The organism is Streptomyces sp. CBMA152 (assembly GCF_014596475.1).
Classification (GTDB): domain Bacteria; phylum Actinomycetota; class Actinomycetes; order Streptomycetales; family Streptomycetaceae; genus Streptomyces.
On sequence record NZ_MECJ01000025.1, the window covers coordinates 1 to 17,725 of the forward strand.

Annotated in this window: 14 protein-coding genes and 1 pseudogene; 10 read left to right on the forward strand and 5 right to left on the reverse strand. The window is 71.1% G+C overall.

Annotated elements, in window-relative coordinates; translation table 11 throughout:
- From BG418_RS21460 to BG418_RS21495, 8 genes and pseudogenes are all read left to right on the forward strand, one after another.
- Window positions 1-1,201, forward strand: a pseudogene (locus tag BG418_RS21460) (hypothetical protein); the annotation flags it as partial.
- Window positions 1,202-1,210: 9 nt separating this feature from the next.
- Window positions 1,211-1,624, forward strand: coding sequence for a roadblock/LC7 domain-containing protein (locus BG418_RS21465; protein ID WP_067164664.1), 414 nt, complete (start codon window positions 1,211-1,213; stop codon window positions 1,622-1,624).
- Between the two features lie 109 nt (window positions 1,625-1,733).
- Entirely contained in the window at window positions 1,734-2,141 is a 408-nt protein-coding gene (locus BG418_RS21470) for a DUF742 domain-containing protein (RefSeq protein WP_188275576.1), read from the forward strand.
- Window positions 2,122-2,703 carry an ATP/GTP-binding protein gene (locus tag BG418_RS21475; protein ID WP_067164660.1) on the forward strand — a complete coding sequence of 194 codons (582 nt, stop codon included), beginning with the start codon at window positions 2,122-2,124 and terminating at the stop codon, window positions 2,701-2,703. Before BG418_RS21470 ends, BG418_RS21475 begins: the two co-directional genes overlap by 20 nt.
- 341 nt (window positions 2,704-3,044) lie before the next feature.
- Window positions 3,045-6,416 carry a nitrate- and nitrite sensing domain-containing protein gene (locus tag BG418_RS21480; protein ID WP_188275577.1) on the forward strand — a complete coding sequence of 1,124 codons (3,372 nt, stop codon included), beginning with the start codon at window positions 3,045-3,047 and terminating at the stop codon, window positions 6,414-6,416.
- A gap of 10 nt (window positions 6,417-6,426) precedes the next feature.
- Window positions 6,427-6,840 (forward strand): roadblock/LC7 domain-containing protein, encoded by a 414-nt coding sequence (locus tag BG418_RS21485; protein WP_148006640.1) that lies wholly within the window; start codon window positions 6,427-6,429, stop codon window positions 6,838-6,840.
- 115 nt (window positions 6,841-6,955) lie between these two features.
- Entirely contained in the window at window positions 6,956-7,525 is a 570-nt protein-coding gene (locus BG418_RS21490) for a DUF742 domain-containing protein (RefSeq protein ID WP_188275578.1), read from the forward strand.
- Complete coding sequence (locus BG418_RS21495; RefSeq protein ID WP_069978110.1) at window positions 7,506-8,087, forward strand: ATP/GTP-binding protein; 582 nt, start codon at window positions 7,506-7,508, stop codon at window positions 8,085-8,087. Before BG418_RS21490 ends, BG418_RS21495 begins: the two co-directional genes overlap by 20 nt.
- A 136-nt stretch (window positions 8,088-8,223) precedes the next feature.
- On the opposite strand, the gene BG418_RS21500 is transcribed toward BG418_RS21495, so the two are convergent.
- The 4 genes from BG418_RS21500 to BG418_RS21515 form a co-directional block, all read right to left on the reverse strand.
- On the reverse strand, window positions 8,224-8,436 hold the full coding sequence (locus BG418_RS21500) for an acyl-CoA carboxylase subunit epsilon (protein ID WP_188275579.1): 213 nt from the start codon (window positions 8,434-8,436) through the stop codon (window positions 8,224-8,226).
- A 12-nt stretch (window positions 8,437-8,448) separates the two neighbouring features.
- Window positions 8,449-10,032 carry an acyl-CoA carboxylase subunit beta gene (locus tag BG418_RS21505; RefSeq protein ID WP_188275580.1) on the reverse strand — a complete coding sequence of 528 codons (1,584 nt, stop codon included), beginning with the start codon at window positions 10,030-10,032 and terminating at the stop codon, window positions 8,449-8,451.
- Between the two features lie 154 nt (window positions 10,033-10,186).
- Window positions 10,187-12,538, reverse strand: coding sequence for a polysaccharide lyase 8 family protein (locus tag BG418_RS21510; RefSeq protein ID WP_317453719.1), 2,352 nt, complete (start codon window positions 12,536-12,538; stop codon window positions 10,187-10,189).
- A 127-nt stretch (window positions 12,539-12,665) separates the two neighbouring features.
- Window positions 12,666-14,042 (reverse strand): M64 family metallopeptidase, encoded by a 1,377-nt coding sequence (locus tag BG418_RS21515; RefSeq protein WP_223185227.1) that lies wholly within the window; start codon window positions 14,040-14,042, stop codon window positions 12,666-12,668.
- Window positions 14,043-14,166: 124 nt separating this feature from the next.
- Here BG418_RS21515 and BG418_RS21520 point away from each other — a divergent pair, with 124 nt between their 5' ends.
- Complete coding sequence (locus tag BG418_RS21520) at window positions 14,167-15,516, forward strand: helix-turn-helix domain-containing protein (protein WP_188275581.1); 1,350 nt, start codon at window positions 14,167-14,169, stop codon at window positions 15,514-15,516.
- 140 nt (window positions 15,517-15,656) lie between these two features.
- The gene (locus tag BG418_RS21525) at window positions 15,657-16,259 is read left to right on the forward strand and encodes a YceI family protein (RefSeq protein ID WP_188275582.1); all 603 of its coding nucleotides are present in this window, start codon (window positions 15,657-15,659) and stop codon (window positions 16,257-16,259) included.
- A 60-nt stretch (window positions 16,260-16,319) separates the two neighbouring features.
- Here BG418_RS21525 and BG418_RS21530 read toward each other — a convergent pair whose 3' ends face one another.
- Complete coding sequence (locus BG418_RS21530; protein WP_188275583.1) at window positions 16,320-17,681, reverse strand: hypothetical protein; 1,362 nt, start codon at window positions 17,679-17,681, stop codon at window positions 16,320-16,322.
- Window positions 17,682-17,725: the final 44 nt, after the last annotated feature.

A 17,725-nucleotide genomic window follows, 5' to 3' on the forward strand; every position in this document is an offset into this window, starting at 1 on the left:
CCCGGCCCCGCGCCGCGGCGACCGTCCGCTGACCCCGCCGCCCGGCGCCCCGCGCGCCGAGCTGCCCGGCGGCAACCCGCAGCAGCAGCGCCCGCAGGCAGCGAGCTGGGGCAACGACCAGCCGTCGCTGGACGTGCCGCGCGGCCACGAGGAGCACACCGGTCAGTACCCGGTGCCGCAGCTCGACGACCGCCAGGGCCCCGGCTCCACCGCCGAGTTCGCCCGCCCCGACTTCGACGGGCCGCCGCCCGGCCAGGGCACCACGCCCCAGCCGCCGCAGGCGGGCGGTCAGTTCGTCCGCGGCGACGTGTTCGGCGCGCCCCAGGGCAACCAGAGCCAGAGCAACCAGGGCCAGGGCAACCAGGACCCGTCGCAGACCGGCCAGTTCCCGAGCCCCACCTCGTACAACGGCCAGAACGCGGGACCGAGCAGCGGCCAGAACGCCGGTCAGCACACCGGCCAGTTCGCCCGGCCGCCGATGGACGACCGCCAAGGCCCGGGGGCGACCTCCGAGTTCGCGCGGCCGGACTTCGACGCGCCGCGTCCGCCCGTCCCACAGCAGCCTCAGCCCCAGCAGTACCAGCAGCCGCAGCAGCCCCGGCAGAACCAGGGACCGCGTCCGGCCTCCGGTAACCTGCCGGAGCGGACGCAGCCCGAGGCTCTGCCGCCGGCCCCCAATGCCGGTGACGGCCGTACGCCGCTGTACGACACGCTGGAAACCAACTGGTTCAACCAGCAGGGCGGTCAGCAGGACGGCCAGGCCCCGCAGGGCCAGGGCGGTCAGGGCGGTCCGCAGCAGGGTGCGCGTCCCGCGCAGCGCCCGGCCGCGCCGCAGCAGCCCGCCGAGCGCCGTCCGGCGCCCGCGTCCCGCGACGCCGGTGCCAACGGCGCAGGCGGCAGCGGCTCCTGGCGCCCCTCGCCCAACGACGAACTCGTCCGCCAGGCCGAGCGGGCCCGCAAGCCCGCGGCCGGCGGTATCACCACTTCCGGTCTGCCCAAGCGGGTCCCGCGTGCCAACCTGGTCGCGGGCACCGCCCAGCAACAGCAGAACCAGGCAGGCCCCCAGGTCTCGCGTGCGCCCGACGATGTGCGCGGTCGCCTGACCAATCTCCGCCGGGGTATCCAGCAGGGGCGACAGGCCGGCAACGGCCCGTCGACCGGCAGTTTCTCGATGGACCCCACTCACCAGCAGGAGCGTTAGTTGAGTCAGATGAGCCAGGCGGCGCAGAATCTGAACTGGTTGATCACCAACTTCGTGGACAACACCCCCGGGGTGTCCCACACGGTGGTGGTCTCCGCCGACGGCCTGCTGCTGGCCATGTCCGAGGGATTCCCGCGGGACCGGGCCGACCAGCTCGCGGCCGTGGCGTCCGGTCTCACCTCGCTGACCGCGGGTGCGTCCCGGATCTTCGAGGGCGGCACCGTCGCCCAGACCGTGGTCGAGATGGAGCGCGGTTTCCTCTTCCTGATGTCCGTCTCCGACGGCTCCTCCCTGGCCGTGCTCGCACACCCCGAGTGCGACATCGGCCTGGTGGGATACGAGATGGCCCTCCTGGTCGACCGTGCCGGCTCCGTCCTCACCCCGGACCTGCGCGCGGAACTCCAGGGGAGCCTGCTCCACTGAGGCCCCCCACTCAGTCAGAAACCACCGTCCGGCCGCACATCGCCCCCCACCGGCCACATCAGACGGCTCGAAGACACTCGCTGTCACTGCTGTCCCGCCCGGAGGATCCATGACCCCGCCACCCGCCTCACACGATTCGTACGGCGCTCTGCACGACGCGCACTACGACAGTGATGGCGACCAGCCGCTGGTCCGCCCGTACGCCATGACGGGCGGCCGCACCCGGCCGCGCTACCAGCTCGCCATCGAGGCACTGGTCAGCACGACCGCGGACCCCGCGCACCTGGCCACGCTGCTGCCCGAGCACCAGCGCATCTGCCACCTGTGCCGCGAGGTCAAGTCGGTGGCGGAGGTCTCGGCGCTGCTGCAGATGCCACTCGGCGTCGCCCGGATTCTTGTCGCCGACCTGGCGGAGGCCGGCATGGTGGCGATCCACCAGCCGGGCAATGGAGAGGCCGGCGGCACGCCGGATGTGACGCTGCTCGAAAGGGTGCTCAGTGGACTTCGCAAGCTCTAGCGGCGGTGCTGCCCGCTCCACCACTTCCGCGAAGATCGTGGTGGCGGGCGGCTTCGGCGTGGGCAAGACCACGTTCGTCGGCGCGGTCTCGGAGATCAACCCTCTGCGTACCGAAGCCGTGATGACGAGCGCGAGCGCCGGGATCGACGACCTGACGCACACCGGGGACAAGACGACGACGACCGTCGCCATGGACTTCGGCCGCATCACCCTGGACCAGGACCTGATCCTGTACCTGTTCGGTACTCCGGGTCAGGACCGCTTCTGGTTCATGTGGGACGACCTGGTGCGCGGCGCGATCGGCGCCGTGGTCCTGGTCGACACCCGCCGCCTGGCCGACTGCTTCCCGGCGGTCGACTACTTCGAGAACAGCGGCCTGCCGTTCGTGATCGCGCTGAACGGCTTCGACGGCCACCAGCCGTACACGCCGGACGAGGTGCGCGAGGCGCTGCAGATCGGTCCGGACGCCCCGATCATCACCACCGACGCCCGCCACCGCGGCGATGCGAAGAGTGCGCTGATCACGCTGGTGGAGCACGCACTGATGGCACGACTCAAGTAGGCAGGGTCATACGGCAGTTGTCGTAGAGGAACGGGGGGCGGACTGTGTCCTTTGACACGATCCGCCCCTGTGTTCATAACGTTTCGACAGAGAATTCGCACGTCACGGACACCCGGCGCGTTCACACGGTGTCGCTGCGCTCACATTGGCCCCGCCTTTTGACGGGGCTCGCTCTTTATGCCCGTTTTATCTGAGGCGTGTGCCACTCGGAACCGCAGATTCCAGCTGTTTGGAACGGAACCGCCCGGCGTGCTGGAATTCGACGAACTCCCGAGTAGTACGGCTCAGAACATTTAAAGGCACACCGCGAGAGGTGCCGGCGCCGAGAGGTTGTTGGTCGAGTGAGGCGAAGCACGACGAGCTCCGCGACGCAGCAGGCGCGGGGCAACTTCACCCCGCCGCAGCGCAATGCGGTGCAGCCTGACGAGTTGCCGACGCCCTCCGGGGGCAAGGGCGGGGGCAAGGCTTCCGGTCCCGACACCGGCAGCCAGAGCAAGTTCTCGCCGCGCAACTGGCGGGTGGCCACCCGTCTGAACGCCATCCTCCTCATCCCCGTCCTCGTCGGCCTCGTCATGGGCGGCTTCGAGGTCAAGGGGTCCATCGACACCTGGACCGAGGCCAAGGACGCCGAGAAGACGGCGCTCATCGTGCGCGCCGCCTCGGAGTACGGCCAGGCCCTGCTCAACGAGCGTGACCTCACCGCTCAGCCGCTGCTGCAGAACAAGCGCGACAGCGACGTCATCAACAAGGCGTACGCCACCTCGGACGCGGCCCGCGCCAAGTTCGACGACGTCGTCAAGGGCATGCCGGACACCGCGAGCCTCAAGCGCCGTCTGGCCAAGGTCCGCGACGCCGAGAAGAACCTCGACATGCTCCGCAAGACGGCCTTCACCAAGGGCGTCGAGGCGAAGAACCCGGTGCTCACCGAGGAGGGCTACACGGCCATCCCGCACTACCTGAGCACCTTCTCCAACGAGCTCGGCCTCGGCACCGGCAACATCACCAGCTACGGCCGCATGGTGTACGCCGTCGACCTCGCCAAGGCCGCGGAGTCGCTGCAGCGCTCGATCGGCATGCACCTGCTGATCCGCCCCAGCGAGGACCCGCAGACCTTCCAGATGCAGGTCAAGGCGTTCAACTCGTACAACTACCTGGAGTTCATCGCGCTGGGCGAGTTCGACGCCGGTGGTACGGACGCCGACAGCGCGCACCTCAAGCAGGTCATGGCCGCCAAGGCCGCGCAGTCCGCCAAGGACTTCCCCGGTGCGACCCAGCAGCCCGACACCGGCGCGCACATCGGTGCCGCCCCGGTCCGTGACGGCTCGGTCTACAACGGCATGGCTGCGGCCCTCGGCGAGGCCACGAGCGTCAAGGAGCTCAAGGCCCAGAAGATCTCCCCCGACGCGTGGATGTCCGCCGCCACCGCCAAGTTCGACGGCTACACCGAGATCGAGACCGACCTGGTCGACCGGGCCGTGACCGAGGCCGGTCAGATCGCCGACGACGCCAAGACCTCCGCGTACATCAACGGCGCGATCGTCGTGGTCTCGCTGCTCGCCGCGTTCATCCTGGCCGGCATGGTGGCCCGCCAGATGAGCCGCTCGATGCGCCGCCTGCGCTCCGCCGCCTTCGAGGTGGCCGAGACGCGCCTGCCGATGCTCGTCGACCAGCTCTCGCGCACCGAGCCCGGCCGGGTCGACACCCGCGTCGAGCCGATACCGATCACCTCCACGGACGAGATCGGCGAGGTCGCCCGCGCCTTCGACCAGGTCCACCGCGAGGCCGTCCGGCTCGCCGCCGAGCAGGCGCTGCTGCGGGGCAACGTCAACGCGATCTTCACCAACCTGTCGCGCCGCAACCAGTCCCTGATCGAGGGCCAGCTGACCCTCATCACCGACCTGGAGAACAACGAGGCCGACCCGGACCAGCTCGAAAGCCTCTTCAAGCTGGACCACCTCGCGACCCGTATGCGCCGCAACGGCGAGAACCTCCTGGTCCTCGCCGGCGAGGAGCCGGGCCGCCGCTGGAACCAGCCGGTCCCGCTGGTCGACGTGCTGCGCGCCGCCTCCTCCGAGGTGGAGTCGTACGAGCGCATCGAGCTGACCGGTGTGCCGGAGAGCGAGATCCACGGCCAGGCCGTGACCGACCTCGTGCACCTGCTCGCCGAGCTCCTGGAGAACGCCACGACGTTCTCCTCCCCGCAGACCAAGGTTCGCGTGACCGCCACCCGGCTCCCGGACGGTCGCGTCATGGTCGAGATCCACGACAAGGGCATCGGCCTCACCGCCGAGGACTTCGCGGACATCAACCACAAGCTGGCGAACCCGCCGACCGTGGACGCGGCCGTCTCGCAGCGCATGGGCCTGTTCGTGGTCGGCCGGCTCTCCGACCGCCACGGCATCCGCGTGCAGCTGCGTCCCTCCGGCGAGCAGGCGGGCACCACCTCGCTGGTCATGCTCCCGGACGCGATCACCCACGGTGGCGGTGGCCAGGCGCTGCCCGGCGACGACTTCACGGTCTCGCAGATCATCCCGGAGCAGCAGAGCTTCGAGGCCCCGGCCGCCCCGGCGATGCGCACCGCCGCCGAGCTCGGCTTCGACGACTCCCGTTACGAGACGGGCGAGCAGGGCGAGGCCCTTCAGCTCGACCCGGTCAACCGCTCGCTGATGCGCGAGGAGCGCCGCGCGGCCCTGGAGGCCCAGGCGCACGGCGGCGACCGCCCGCTCTTCCGCGACGAGGTCGACGGCCGGCAGCAGTACGACGACAGTTACGACCAGCAGTCCTACGAGGGCCAGGGCGAGACGGCCCAGTTCGACGCGTACAACCCGCAACAGGGCGGCTACGAGGGCCAGTACGACGGCTCGCAGCAGTACGCGCAGGACTACTCCGACGGATACCAGCAGGAGTCGTACGGCCAGCAGAACGGCCACCGCGAGGGCTACGCCGAGCAGGGTTACGCGGACGCCGCCTACCAGGCGCCGACGGCCGACGGGCAGCACTACGACGGCGGTTACGGCACCACGTCCCAGCAGGACGACTGGCCGGGCAGCACCTCCTACCAGGAGAGCGAGACCGGCTCCTACCAGGCGCCGTACGCCTCCGAGTACCAGCAGGGCGGCCAGGAAGCGGAATCCGCTCCGGACGTTCCCGTGAACAGCAACGAGCGCGTAGGCTTCGACCGGCCGGGCCCCACCCCGGCCTCCGCCCACGAGCTGACCGGCGCCGGTCTGCCCCGGCGCGGCAGCCAGCAGCCGCACCAGCAGCGCTGGCAGCCCGCCGCTCAGGAGCCGCAGCAGCAGTCCGAGCCGCAGCGCCCCGAGCAGCCGCAGCAGCCCGTCAACGGCAGCGGCCCCGCGACCCGTGACGGCTCCCGAAACGGAACCTCTCCCGAGTCCGGCGCCGCCACCGACGACGCCCCGGCCACCGGCGACGGGCCGACGGGCGACTGGCGTTCGACCAACGACGAGCGCTGGACGCGCGCCGAGAAGCTGCGTGAGCCGAAGGCCGGCGGGGTCACCCCCTCCGGTCTCCCCCGGCGGGTGCCCAAGGCCAACCTGGTCGAGGGCGCGGCCGAGCAGACCCCGCAGGGCGGCCCACAGGTCTCCCGCGCTCCGGAGGACGTACGCGGCAGGTTGAGCAACCTGCGCCGCGGCGTCCAGCAGGGCCGCAGCGCGGGGTCGGACACCAGTAACACCTACAACCAGGAGCGTTAGTGTGAGCCCGATGAGCCAGGCGGCGCAGAATCTGAACTGGTTGATCACCAACTTCGTGGACAACACCCCCGGGGTGTCCCACACGGTGGTGGTCTCCGCCGACGGACTCCTGCTGGCGATGTCCGAAGGCTTCCCCCGGGACCGGGCCGATCAGCTGGCGGCGGTCGCCTCCGGTCTGACGTCCCTGACCGCGGGAGCCTCCCGGATCTTCGAGGGCGGCGCCGTCAACCAGACGGTCGTGGAGATGGAGCGCGGCTTCCTCTTCATCATGTCCATCTCGGACGGGTCCTCGCTCGCCGTACTCTCCCACCCCGAGGCCGACATCGGTCTGGTGGGCTATGAGATGGCTCTCCTCGTGGACCGTGCGGGCACGGTTCTCACCCCCGACCTGCGGGCGGAACTCCAGGGCAGCCTTCTCAATTAATTGTGAAATTCCGGTTCTCAACCGGCAGACAGGCAGTGCGTTTCTCGCCACCGCGCCATAAGGTGCGGTGGCGCGGCCCCAATGCGATGGGCGACCGGCAGTCGGAGGAGGAAACGTGACAACACCCCCAGGCGGACACCCATACAGCGGTGGCCAGCAGTCTCCGGGTGAGCACGGGCACAACCGGTTCAACTTTCCCTCCGCGCCCAGCAGACACGGCCAGGGTCAGCAGCCTTACCAGCAGCCGCACCGGCAGCCCAGCCCCTACGACCAGCCGCCGCAGCCCCGCATCGAGCCGGTGGCGCCGCGGCAGGTCCCCAAGCCTTCCCCGGCGGGCGGCACGCACAACCCCCTTGTGCGTCCGTACGCCATGACCGGCGGCCGCACCCGGCCGCGCTACCAGCTCGCCATCGAGGCGCTGGTGCACACCACGGCGGAACCGTCGCGGCTGCAAGGGCAGTTGCCCGAGCACCAGCGGATCTGCCATCTGTGCCGTGAGATCAAGTCGGTCGCCGAGATCTCGGCACTCCTTTCCATCCCCCTCGGCGTCGCCCGAATCCTCGTCGCCGACCTGGCCGAGGCCGGACTTGTCGCCATCCACCAGCCCGGCGGCGACGAGTCCGCCGGCGGCCAGCCAGATGTGACACTGCTCGAAAGGGTGCTCAGTGGACTTCGCAAGCTCTAGCGGCGGTGCTGCCCGCTCCACTACTTCCGCGAAGATCGTGGTGGCGGGCGGCTTCGGCGTGGGCAAGACCACGTTCGTCGGCGCGGTCTCGGAGATCAACCCCCTGCGCACCGAAGCCGTCATGACGTCCGCCTCGGCGGGCATCGACGACCTCACGCACACGGGCGACAAGACGACCACCACGGTCGCGATGGACTTCGGCCGCATCACGCTCGACCAGGACCTGATCCTGTACCTGTTCGGTACCCCCGGTCAGGACCGCTTCTGGTTCATGTGGGACGACCTGGTACGCGGCGCCATCGGCGCCGTCGTGCTCGTCGACACCCGCCGCCTCGCCGACTGCTTCCCCGCGGTCGACTACTTCGAGAACAGCGGCCTGCCGTTCGTCATCGCCCTCAACGGCTTCGACGGCCACCAGCCGTACACCCCCGACGAAGTCCGCGAGGCCCTCCAGATCGGCCCGGACACCCCGATCATCACCACCGACGCCCGCCACCGCGCGGACGCGAAGAGCGCGCTGATCACTCTGGTCGAGCACGCGCTGATGGCCCGGCTGCGCTAGCAGCCCACCCCCCTTCACCGACGCCGGGACCCGCCACGGGTCCCGGCGTTCGTGCTGTCCGGGGAAGCCGTTCAAGAACGCAGAAGGCCCCGCCGCTCCAAGAGGAGCGGCGGGGCCTTCTCAGGCGTTTACGGGCCTAGCCCTGCCAGGAGTGCGGTGCGCGGAAGCCGGGCGTGCGCTCCAGGCGGCGCCAGCCGGCCGTGTCGCGGCCCCGGGACGGGGTCGTGGTGGTCCGGGCGGCGGCGCGGGCGAGCAGGACGGCCGTGATGGCAGCCAGCTCCTCCGGGGCGGCGTCGCCCTTCTCGACCCGCAGGACGGACGCGGAAGGGACGGAAGTCGGGGTGTTCACTCGGGCTCCTCGTTACTGAGGCGGATTGCCGTGCTTGCGGGACGGCAGGTCGGCGTGCTTGGTGCGCAGCATCGCGAGGGAGGCGATGAGCACCTCGCGGGTCTCGGCGGGGTCGATGACGTCGTCGACCAGGCCCCGCTCGGCCGCGTAGTAGGGGTGCATCAGCTCGGCCTTGTACTCCTTGACCATGCGTACACGCATCGCCTCGGGGTCCTCGGCCTCCGCGATCTGCTTGCGGAAGATGACGTTGGCGGCACCTTCGGCGCCCATGACCGCGATCTCGTTGGTCGGCCAGGCGTAGGTGAGGTCGGCGCCGATGGACTGGGAGTCCATGACGATGTACGCCCCGCCGTAGGCCTTGCGCAGGATCAGCGAGATCCGGGGCACGGTGGCGTTGCAGTACGCGTACAGCAGCTTGGCGCCGTGCCGGATGATTCCACCGTGCTCCTGATCGACGCCGGGCAGGAACCCGGGTACGTCCAAAAGGGTGATAATCGGAATGTTGAAAGCATCGCACATCTGGACGAAACGGGCAGCCTTTTCCGACGCCTCGATGTCCAGGACGCCCGCCAGCGTCTGCGGCTGGTTGGCCACGATGCCGACGACCTGGCCGTCGAGTCGGGCCAGCGCGCAGATGATGTTGCGGGCCCAGCGCTCGTGGATCTCCAGGTAGTCGCCGTCGTCGACGAGCTCCTCGATGACCTTGTGCATGTCGTACGGGCGGTTGCCGTCGGCGGGCACCAGGTCGAGCAGCACGTCGCCGCGCCGGTCGGCCGGGTCCTCGGCGGGGTGCGAGGGCGGGTTCTCGCGGTTGTTGGACGGCAGCATCGACAGGAGGTAGCGCACCTCCTGGAGGCAGCTCTCCTCGTCGTCGTACGCGAAGTGCGCCACACCGGACGTCTCGGCGTGCACGTCCGCGCCGCCCAGGCCGTTCTGCGAGATCTCCTCGCCCGTCACCGCACGGACGACGTCCGGGCCGGTGATGAACATCTGCGAGGTCTCGCGGACCATGAACACGAAGTCGGTGAGGGCGGGGCTGTAGGCCGCGCCACCGGCGCACGGGCCGAGCATCACGGAGATCTGCGGGATGACACCCGAGGCCCGCGTGTTGCGCTGGAAGATGCCGCCGTACCCGGCGAGCGCCGAGACGCCCTCCTGGATACGGGCGCCGGCACCGTCGTTCAGGGAGACCAGCGGGGCACCGGCCGCGATGGCCATGTCCATGATCTTGTGGATCTTCGTCGCGTGGGCCTCGCCCAGCGCACCGCCGAAGATCCGGAAGTCGTGCGCGTAGACGAAGACCGTACGGCCCTCGACCGTGCCCCAGCCGGTGATGACACCGTCCGTGTACGGCTTCTTGGCCTCCAGGCCGAACCCGGTCGCCCGGTGGCGGCGCAGCTGCTCGACCTCCTTGAACGAACCCGGGTCGAGAAGCAGCTCGATGCGCTCGCGCGCGGTCAGCTTGCCCTTGGCGTGCTGCGCTTCGGTCGCGCGCTCACTCGGCCCGCGCCGGGCCTGCTCGCGCAGGGCCAGCAGCTCGGCCACGCGGCCACGCGCGTCACTCGGCTCACCCGGGGTTTCGTCCACAACGGTCATGCATCGACCCTACGAAGTCGACCAAGAATTTCCCGCCGTCGACTTCACACAGTCTCCGGACCTATTTCCTGGTACCCCTGAACAGAACTATCCCGCGATGCAGGCGAAGTGCCAGCTCAGGCCCGTCCGGCTTTGTTGGGGTCCAACAACCGGGTCACATGAGACCCACGTCACACCGGTGGCTCGCACCGGCCGTGCCCGGCGTGATCCGCAGCCGCAGCACCGCTCCGGTGGCCAGCACCTCGACCGACGGATCGGCGCTGGTCACCCGTCGTACGGGATGGTGCCAGGTCAGCTCGAAGGGCCGACCGGTGCGCGGCGGCTCGCTCGTCCGCAGCTCGGCGCTCGCCCCCTTGCTCCGTACGAGCACGCTCGCCGGTGCGGTGACCGCGAGCGGGCCCGCGCTCCCCGCCTGCCAGAAGTTCGCGCCGACAAGCCCCAGCGAGGGCACCGAGACGGCCTGGCAGGCGGCCGTGTTGGCCAGCACCGACAGCCATCCCCGGTCCGCCGCGCGCGCCGCGACGGTGGCCGCCGAGGCGCCCGGCAGCAGCTGGTAATGGTACGAGGCGCCCACCGGGTCGACCCCGTGGTCCAGCCACAGCGTCTGATACGTCCGGGTGCGGCGCTCGGTCGAGCTGCCGGTGTTGATGTCGCCCCACGCCCCGGTCCGGGCCTCGCGCAGGGTGTGCAGCGCGCCCGTGCCGCCGGGGAAGGCCCAGCCGCCGTGCCCGTCGAGATGCGCCCAGCGCGGGCGGGGGCCGGGATCGACCGTGAACGCGTCGGTGCCGCCCTCCCCCAGGTTGCGGTTGTCGACGACCGTCTCGACCGGAACGCCGTCGCTCGCGGTGATCCCGGCGCCGAGGCAGACGACCGTACCGGCCGTGCAGAACCAGGACTTACGGGCCTCAAGGGTCGAACCGAGCCCCTTCACGTGCTGGCCCACCGCCGCGAACTCGCCGTCGCTCGCCCCGCCCACCCAGGTCACGGCGGGCTTGGCCGCGCCCCACTCGCCGCCCGCCTTGTCGGCGAGCCGCTTGGTGGAGACCGTCGTCCCCGGCAGCCGGTACGGGTCGACGGTTGGCCAGAACCAGTCGGTGTACTGGTCGTTGCCCTGCTCGCCGGGCCACCAGTAGAGCATCCCGGCACCGGTGTGCCAGCCGCGCGGGTTCTCGCCGTTGCCGCACTCGTAGTACGAGATCCGCTCCGAGGCCATCGAGATGTTCGCGGTCCAGCCGGGGCGGCGGTGGACGGCCCGGTCCATCGCGGCGAACAGGGTGTGCCCGACCGGCTCGGGCGCGGCCGCCACCGGCGAGTCGGCGACGGCCTGGAGCCGGGCGAGGTCGGCCACGCCGAACTGGCGGGCGGCGAGGTCGAGATGGCCGGGGTCGCGCTCGGCCCAGCCCTTGACCATCCCGTACCAGCGGGTCCGCTCGGCCTCGGAGGCGCCGCCCGCGAGCACCGCGATCGCGGCGATCAGCCCCTGCCCGTGGAAGTGGTCACTGCGCATCACCCGCAGATCGTCGTTCAGCAGATAACCCCGGCTCACCGCACGCCCGTTGACGCTGTCCATCACCAGACCGTTGTGGATCGTCGGCGCGTACGCGTGCTCCACGCTGTCCAGGATGATCTGCCGGTTGGGGTCGGTCACCGCCCAGCTCGACCCCGCGAGCAGCGTGAACAGCCGCCCGAGCCCGTCGAGCATGACCTGTCCGTACGTACCGGAGTAGGCGATCGAGGTGTGCTGGACGAACGATCCGTCGGCGTAGAGGCCGTCGCCCTTGGTGACGTACGGGAAGACCGGGGAGAGGGCGTCGCGGGCGAGCGCGAGCTTGGCGGGGGCGCGGCCGACGGCGCCGCGCACCGCTACCGAGCGGCACAGGTCGACGCGGTTGGCGCCGGTGGAGGTGCCCGAGTAGACCGCGAGCGCGGAGTCGGGGACGAAGTGGTCGACGGCCGCGCAGGCCGCCTGGACGCGGTCGTCGGTGAGCTCGTCGTGGAGCGCGTTGACGAGGTCCATGAGCAGTCTGGGGCTGCCGATCTGCCACTCCCACCAGTTGCCGTAGCGGGTGGTGGTGGGGTTGTAGACCTTCGCGGAGACATGGTCGAGGCCGGTGACGACATCGGCGAACAGGGAGGCGTCGCCGGTCAGTCCGGTGCCGGGCTGGAGGTAGGCCTGGGCCATGGTCCACAGCCGGGAGTAGCTCTGGGTGATCCCGGCCGGCGGGTCGAACGGGGCGTCGGGCCACAGGGAGGTGGCCGCCGGGGCCATCGAGGCGCGGAAGGTGCGCGCGAGGTCGCCGGTCTCCTTGAGTCGCGAGGCGAACGGCTCGGCGCCCGCGTCGAACCCGGTGCCCAGCGACAGATCCCGCCAGCGCTTGCGCAGGACCGCGTACTCGTCGTCGGCGGCCCGGGCCCCCGGCGCCGTACCGAGCAGGAGAGCGCTTGCTCCGGTGGCGGCGAGGAACGTGCGACGGGACCACGCGGGCAGTGCGGGCGACTCGGACACAGGGGCTCCCGGGGAGGTGGTATAGACCGCTGCCCGCTGGTGTAGCACGGTGCGCCCGAGGCGTTCAATGCCCCGGACGCACCTTGTAGAAAGCGCTTGTTGTACGAGTGCCGACCGTCGACCGGGGTCAGCGGCGTACGGTCCAGGTCACCGTGTCGGCGAGCGTCGCGGCGATCCGAGGATCGCGCACCGAGGCCGTCGGGTCGGAGACCGTGGCCGACAGCTTGTGCGCCTTGTGGTCCCACAGGTTCAGCACGGCCTGGGCGACCTTCAGCGAAGTGCGGCCCTCGAACCAGCGCAGCTCCTTGCCGTCCAGGTACCAGCGCACCCGCAGCTGCTTGACGCCCTCGCCCACCAGGCGCGGCACGGTGACCTTCGCGCTGTCGTACGCCCGCAGCGTGCGGTCGGTGCGCACGGCCGCCGTCGCGATCGACGCGTGCCGGTAGAACCCGCCGATCATCGCCTCGCGCCCGGGCAGGTTGAAGGGCTTGCCCAGGATGCGCATGATCGAGTTGTCGGTGGGGCGGTTGAGGCCGGTGACGTAGTAGCCGCCGCCCTCGTACGCCCCGACCGTGCCGCCGTCCGGCGACGTCTCGCCGAGCCAGCGGTACCACTTGGTCCTCTGCGCGGTCATCTGCTCCGCGCTGAGCACCGAGATGTTGGGCTGGGTGGCCTCGGGGCCGGAGTAGTGCTCGTAGCCGGGCGTGCCCGGGTAGGCGTACTCGTCCGCGAGCTTGCCCAGCGAGTGGCCGGTCTCGTGGATGGCGACCTGGCCGGACTTGGCGTTGCCGGCCGACGCGGTGGAGATCCCCTCGTAACCGAGCTTCTTGCTGGGCTCGTTGTAGCCCGCGCCGCCGTACTTGGCGCTGTTGGCGAGGACGATCACCAGGTCGGCCTGCGGCGCCTTCGCCACATACGAGTCGACCTTGTCCTGGTCGACACAGAGCAGCCGCTCCACCCCGTCGCACCAGAAGTAGGCGCCGAGCGCGGTGTTCTTCACATCGCCCTTGGCCGGGTCGCCGGAGACACCGGACTGGGCGGAGACGGCGTCCACGGTCCATACGTTGAAGAGGTTCTGGTACGTGGTGTACGGCTCGACGCCGGTCACCTCGCCCCACTTCTCCTTGGCGTCCGCGTGGAACTGGTCGAGCTGGTCGGCGGTGTAGCCGTCGCCGACGATGACGATGTCGAGGCGGTCGGCCGTCGAGCCATTGTCGACGATCTTGGTGACCTGGCCGTCGGCCGCGGCGGCGCGGCCGGTGAGCGCGGGCGCGGGGCGGCCGTGGCTCTGCCCGGTGACCGGGACGAGCGTATGTCCGGAGCCGGCCTCGCCGCCGGTCTCCGGGCCGGGTATCTCGACCTGGACCTGCGGCCGGGGCGCCGGCCGGTCCGGGTCGACGGCGGCCGCGGTGCCGGGCCCCGATATGAGCGCGGCCGCGGCGGCGGCGGTGAGCGCGGTCGCCGCTATGGTTCTGCGCAGCGACGGACGCATGGCTGAGCGCATGAAGTCCTCCCCCAGTGACGGAAGTTAAGTCGGAAGTTAAGCGGTCGATTAACTCTGTTGATCGGCGTGCTTAAGTTAGGGGGCGCACGAGGCGGGCGCAATGCCCTGGGACCAGGGGGACACGATGGACGAACCTGCCGTGATCGGCCGCAGGGTGCAGCGGCTGCGGGCCGAACGGGGTCTGACCCAGCGACAGTTGGCCGAGCCCGCCTACACCCCGGCCTATGTGTCGACCCTGGAGTCCGGCAAGGTCAGACCGTCCGAGGCGGCCCTTCGCCATCTCGCCGAACGGCTCGGCACCAGCTACGAGGAGCTGGCCACCGGCCGCCCCGCACACCTCGCCACCGAGCTGCGGCTCGCCCTCACTGACGCCCAGCGCCTGCTCGCCACCGGCGACGCGGACGAGGCCGCCGTGCGCTACCGCCAGCTGCTCACCGAGGCCGAGCTGCACGAGCTGGCCCCCGAACAGGCCGAGGCACTGCTGGGCCTGGGCGAGTGCGCCCTGGAGTCCGGTGAACTCGCCGACGCCATCCGCCACTTCGAGGCCGCCGAGCGCCAGCAGTCGGGCGAGCCGCTGCCCCGCCGCACCCGCGCGATCCGGGGCCGGGCGATCGCCCACGTACTGGCGGGCGAGCTCCGTTACGCCTGCTATCTCCTTGAGTCCACCATCGACGAGCTGGGCACCTCGGGGCTGGACGACCCCGAGTCGCTGGTGCTGCTCTACTCGGCGATCATCGGCCCGTATCTGGACATGGGCGCGCAGGCCCGCGCCGCGCACGCCGCCGAGCTGGCGCTCGCGCTCGCGCCGCAGGTCTCCGACCCCGCCCTGGTCGCCGGGATGCACCGCCAGGTGGCCCGCACGTTCCTCGCCGAGGGCCGCACGGCCGACGCCGACGCCTCGCTCGCCAAGGCCCAGGCGGTCTACCGCCAGCTGCGGCTGCGTACGGATCTGGCGCACTGCCACTGGATGCGCGGCTATGTGTACGCGCAGGACGGCGAACTGGGCGCTGCCGAGCGGGAGTTGCGGACCGCGCGCGACATGCTCGCGGCGAAGCGGGCCGCGCTCTTCACCTGCCAGGTGGAGGTCGAGCTCGCCGATGTGCTGCGGCGCCTGGGCCGCTTCACGGAGGCGGCAGCACTGCTCGATCCGCTGGTGGAGACGGCGCCGGAGCTGGGCGACCGGCACGGCGCGGTCCACGCGGGGGGCGCGCACCGCCTGCTCGGCCTGATCCGCGAGGAGCACGGCGAGCTGGAGTCGGCCGAGGAGCACTATGTGACGGCGCTCGGCCTGCTGGAGCGCAGCGGCGCGAGCGGCGACCTGGCGGACCTGTGCCGCCTGCTGGGCGATCTGCTGCGCCGCACCGGCCGCACGGAAGCGGCCATGGACGCCTACCGCACGGGCCTTGGCCATCGCGCGGCCCCGGGCACCACGACCCTGGGCCCGGCCCCGGCACCGCCGCGCGTGCGGCCGTAGCGAACGGGACGTACGGAAAGTACGCGAGGACACACCCAAAGTAGTAGTTGAATCTCGTACGGAATGGGTCTACGGTCGTTCTTGTTGAAAGTTAAACCGCTGGGCATCCGGCCGCAGCGCGTCCTTCAAAGGAGAACGTCATGGCTCTCTTCGGCCGCAAGAGCACCGCCGTCGCCACCGCCGTCGCCGAGGTCGACCCGGCCCTGGCCGCGCTGACCGGCACGTACACCATCGACCCGGCGCACTCCCGGATCGGCTTCACCGTCCGGCACGCCATGGTCACCAATGTGCGCGGCTCGTTCGCCGGCTTCGAGGGCACCCTGGAGCTGAACGGCGCCGCGCCGGCCGCCTCCTCCGCCGTGCTCGACGTCAAGGTCGCCACCGTCGACACCGGCATCGCCGACCGTGACAACCACCTGCGCAGCGGCGACTTCTTCGACGCCGAGCAGTTCCCGCTGATGACCTTCCGCTCCACCGAGGCCCAGCAGCTCGGCGGCGACAGCTACCGGATCATCGGCGACCTGACCATCAAGGACGTCACCCGCCCGCTCGCCATCGACCTGGAGTTCAACGGCTCGGCGACCGACCCCTACGGCAACCAGCGCGTCGGCTTCGAGGGCAGCGCCGACATCCTGCGCTCCGACTGGGGCCTGACCTGGAATGCGGCCCTGGAGACCGGCGGCGTCGTGGTCAGCGACAAGGTGAAGCTGACCTTCGACATCTCCGCCATCAAGTCCGCGTGAGCCGGGCGGCGGCCGCCGCGAGGAAGGCCGCCGTCGCCTCGTCCACCGGCAGGCCGGCTTCTACCAGTCCCCGCCCCCGAAGCCGCCACCGTCGCCGCCACCGCCTCCTCCGTCGCCCCAACCCCCGCCGAAATCGGAGGAGTTGAAGTCGGCGCCGGAGACGTCGCCGCCGTCGTAGTTCTGGCCCGCGAAGTCGGCGCCGCCGTAGTCGGCCGCGTACGCCGGGGTCGAGAGCATCGAGCCGAGCATCGTGCCCATCAGCAGGCCGGGCAGGATGCCGCCGCCGAAGTAGCCGCCGGCCCAGGGGCCGTACGCGGGACCGGCGTCGTAGTACGGGCGGCGGCCCTGGTCGGTGTCGACCTCGCGGACCATCGGGTCCTGGCCGTCGCGCAGCCGGGTCGCGTCCGCCAGGCACACCGGCACCTCGCGCGCCGCCCCGCCCGCCGGGGCCCAGGTGGCGTCCTGGACGGACGGCCCGTGGCGCGGGTCGAAGAAGCAGGGCGCGCGCCGCTCGGGCAGCGGCTTGTGCTCGCGGCGGGCGGCGAGCGTGGCGAGCGAGAACCGCCCGTCCTCAAGCGCCTGCGTCACCCCGCGCACATCACTGGGGTGTTGAGCCGCCGCCATCAAGGTCTTGGAGGTCTCGTACGAGTCGAGGGCGCGCTCGTAGTCGGCGCGCATCGCGTCGTCGGCGCCCGCCTCGGCCGGGTGGAAGTCGAGCCGGTCCAGCTCCTCGCCGAACGCGGTGATGTCCTCGTCGACGACCACCTGGAGCCGCTGGAGCGCGGCCCGCTCCTCCTCGGCCTTCTTCCTGCGGCTGCGCCGCACCAGCGCGTACGCCCCGGCGCCGCCCGCGACGACGACCGCGCCGGTGGCGATCAGCGCGGTGGACGACACCCCTCCGTTCGAACCCGAGCCGCCGCCCCAGGAGGACGGGGCGCGGCCGCGCATGGTCGGAAGCGCCTGGTCGACGAAGGCGTTGAGCTGCGTCGACGCGTCGGCGGCGGTGCCCGGCGCCCGTACCGCGCTCTTCAGGTTCTCGACGGCCTGCTGCGGCATGACCTTGCGGTCCGCGCCCGCGTTGAACGCGTCGCCGAGGCGGACCGCGTACAGACCGGTGACGCCGGTGTCGGTGCGCAGGTTCCGCAGCAGCGTGTCCTTGGGGAACGCGGAGGTCGCGGGCAGCACGGCGACGAACAGCGGCTTGTCGGCGTCCTTGATCTTCTTGGCGAGCGCGTCGGCCTGCGCCGTCGAGAGCTGTCCGGCGGCGGCGGGGTCGACGTACACCGGCGCCTTCTTGAGCGCGGCGGCGACCTCGGCCACGCCGGATGCGGCGGGGGCGGCGGGCACGGCGGTGGCCGTGGCCACGGGGGCCAGGGCGATCAGTGCGGCGGCGGTGGACGCGAGCAGTACGCGGAACCTCATGCTTCCGAAGCTACCTCACGAAACGGACAAACCCTCCGGGGCTG

Bases quoted from the DNA above. Each gene is read 5' to 3' on its own strand.
- BG418_RS21465 (WP_067164664.1), top strand. From the start codon at position 1,211: ATGAGCCAGGCGGCGCAGAATCTGAACTGGTTGATCACCAACTTCGTG.
- BG418_RS21470 (WP_188275576.1), top strand. From the start codon at position 1,734: ATGACCCCGCCACCCGCCTCACACGATTCGTACGGCGCTCTGCACGAC.
- BG418_RS21485 (WP_148006640.1), top strand. From the start codon at position 6,427: ATGAGCCAGGCGGCGCAGAATCTGAACTGGTTGATCACCAACTTCGTG.
- BG418_RS21505 (WP_188275580.1), bottom strand. From the start codon at position 10,032: ATGACCGTTGTGGACGAAACCCCGGGTGAGCCGAGTGACGCGCGTGGC.
- BG418_RS21515 (WP_223185227.1), bottom strand. From the start codon at position 14,042: ATGCGCTCAGCCATGCGTCCGTCGCTGCGCAGAACCATAGCGGCGACC.
- BG418_RS21520 (WP_188275581.1), top strand. From the start codon at position 14,167: ATGGACGAACCTGCCGTGATCGGCCGCAGGGTGCAGCGGCTGCGGGCC.
- BG418_RS21525 (WP_188275582.1), top strand. From the start codon at position 15,657: ATGGCTCTCTTCGGCCGCAAGAGCACCGCCGTCGCCACCGCCGTCGCC.
- BG418_RS21530 (WP_188275583.1), bottom strand. From the start codon at position 17,681: ATGAGGTTCCGCGTACTGCTCGCGTCCACCGCCGCCGCACTGATCGCC.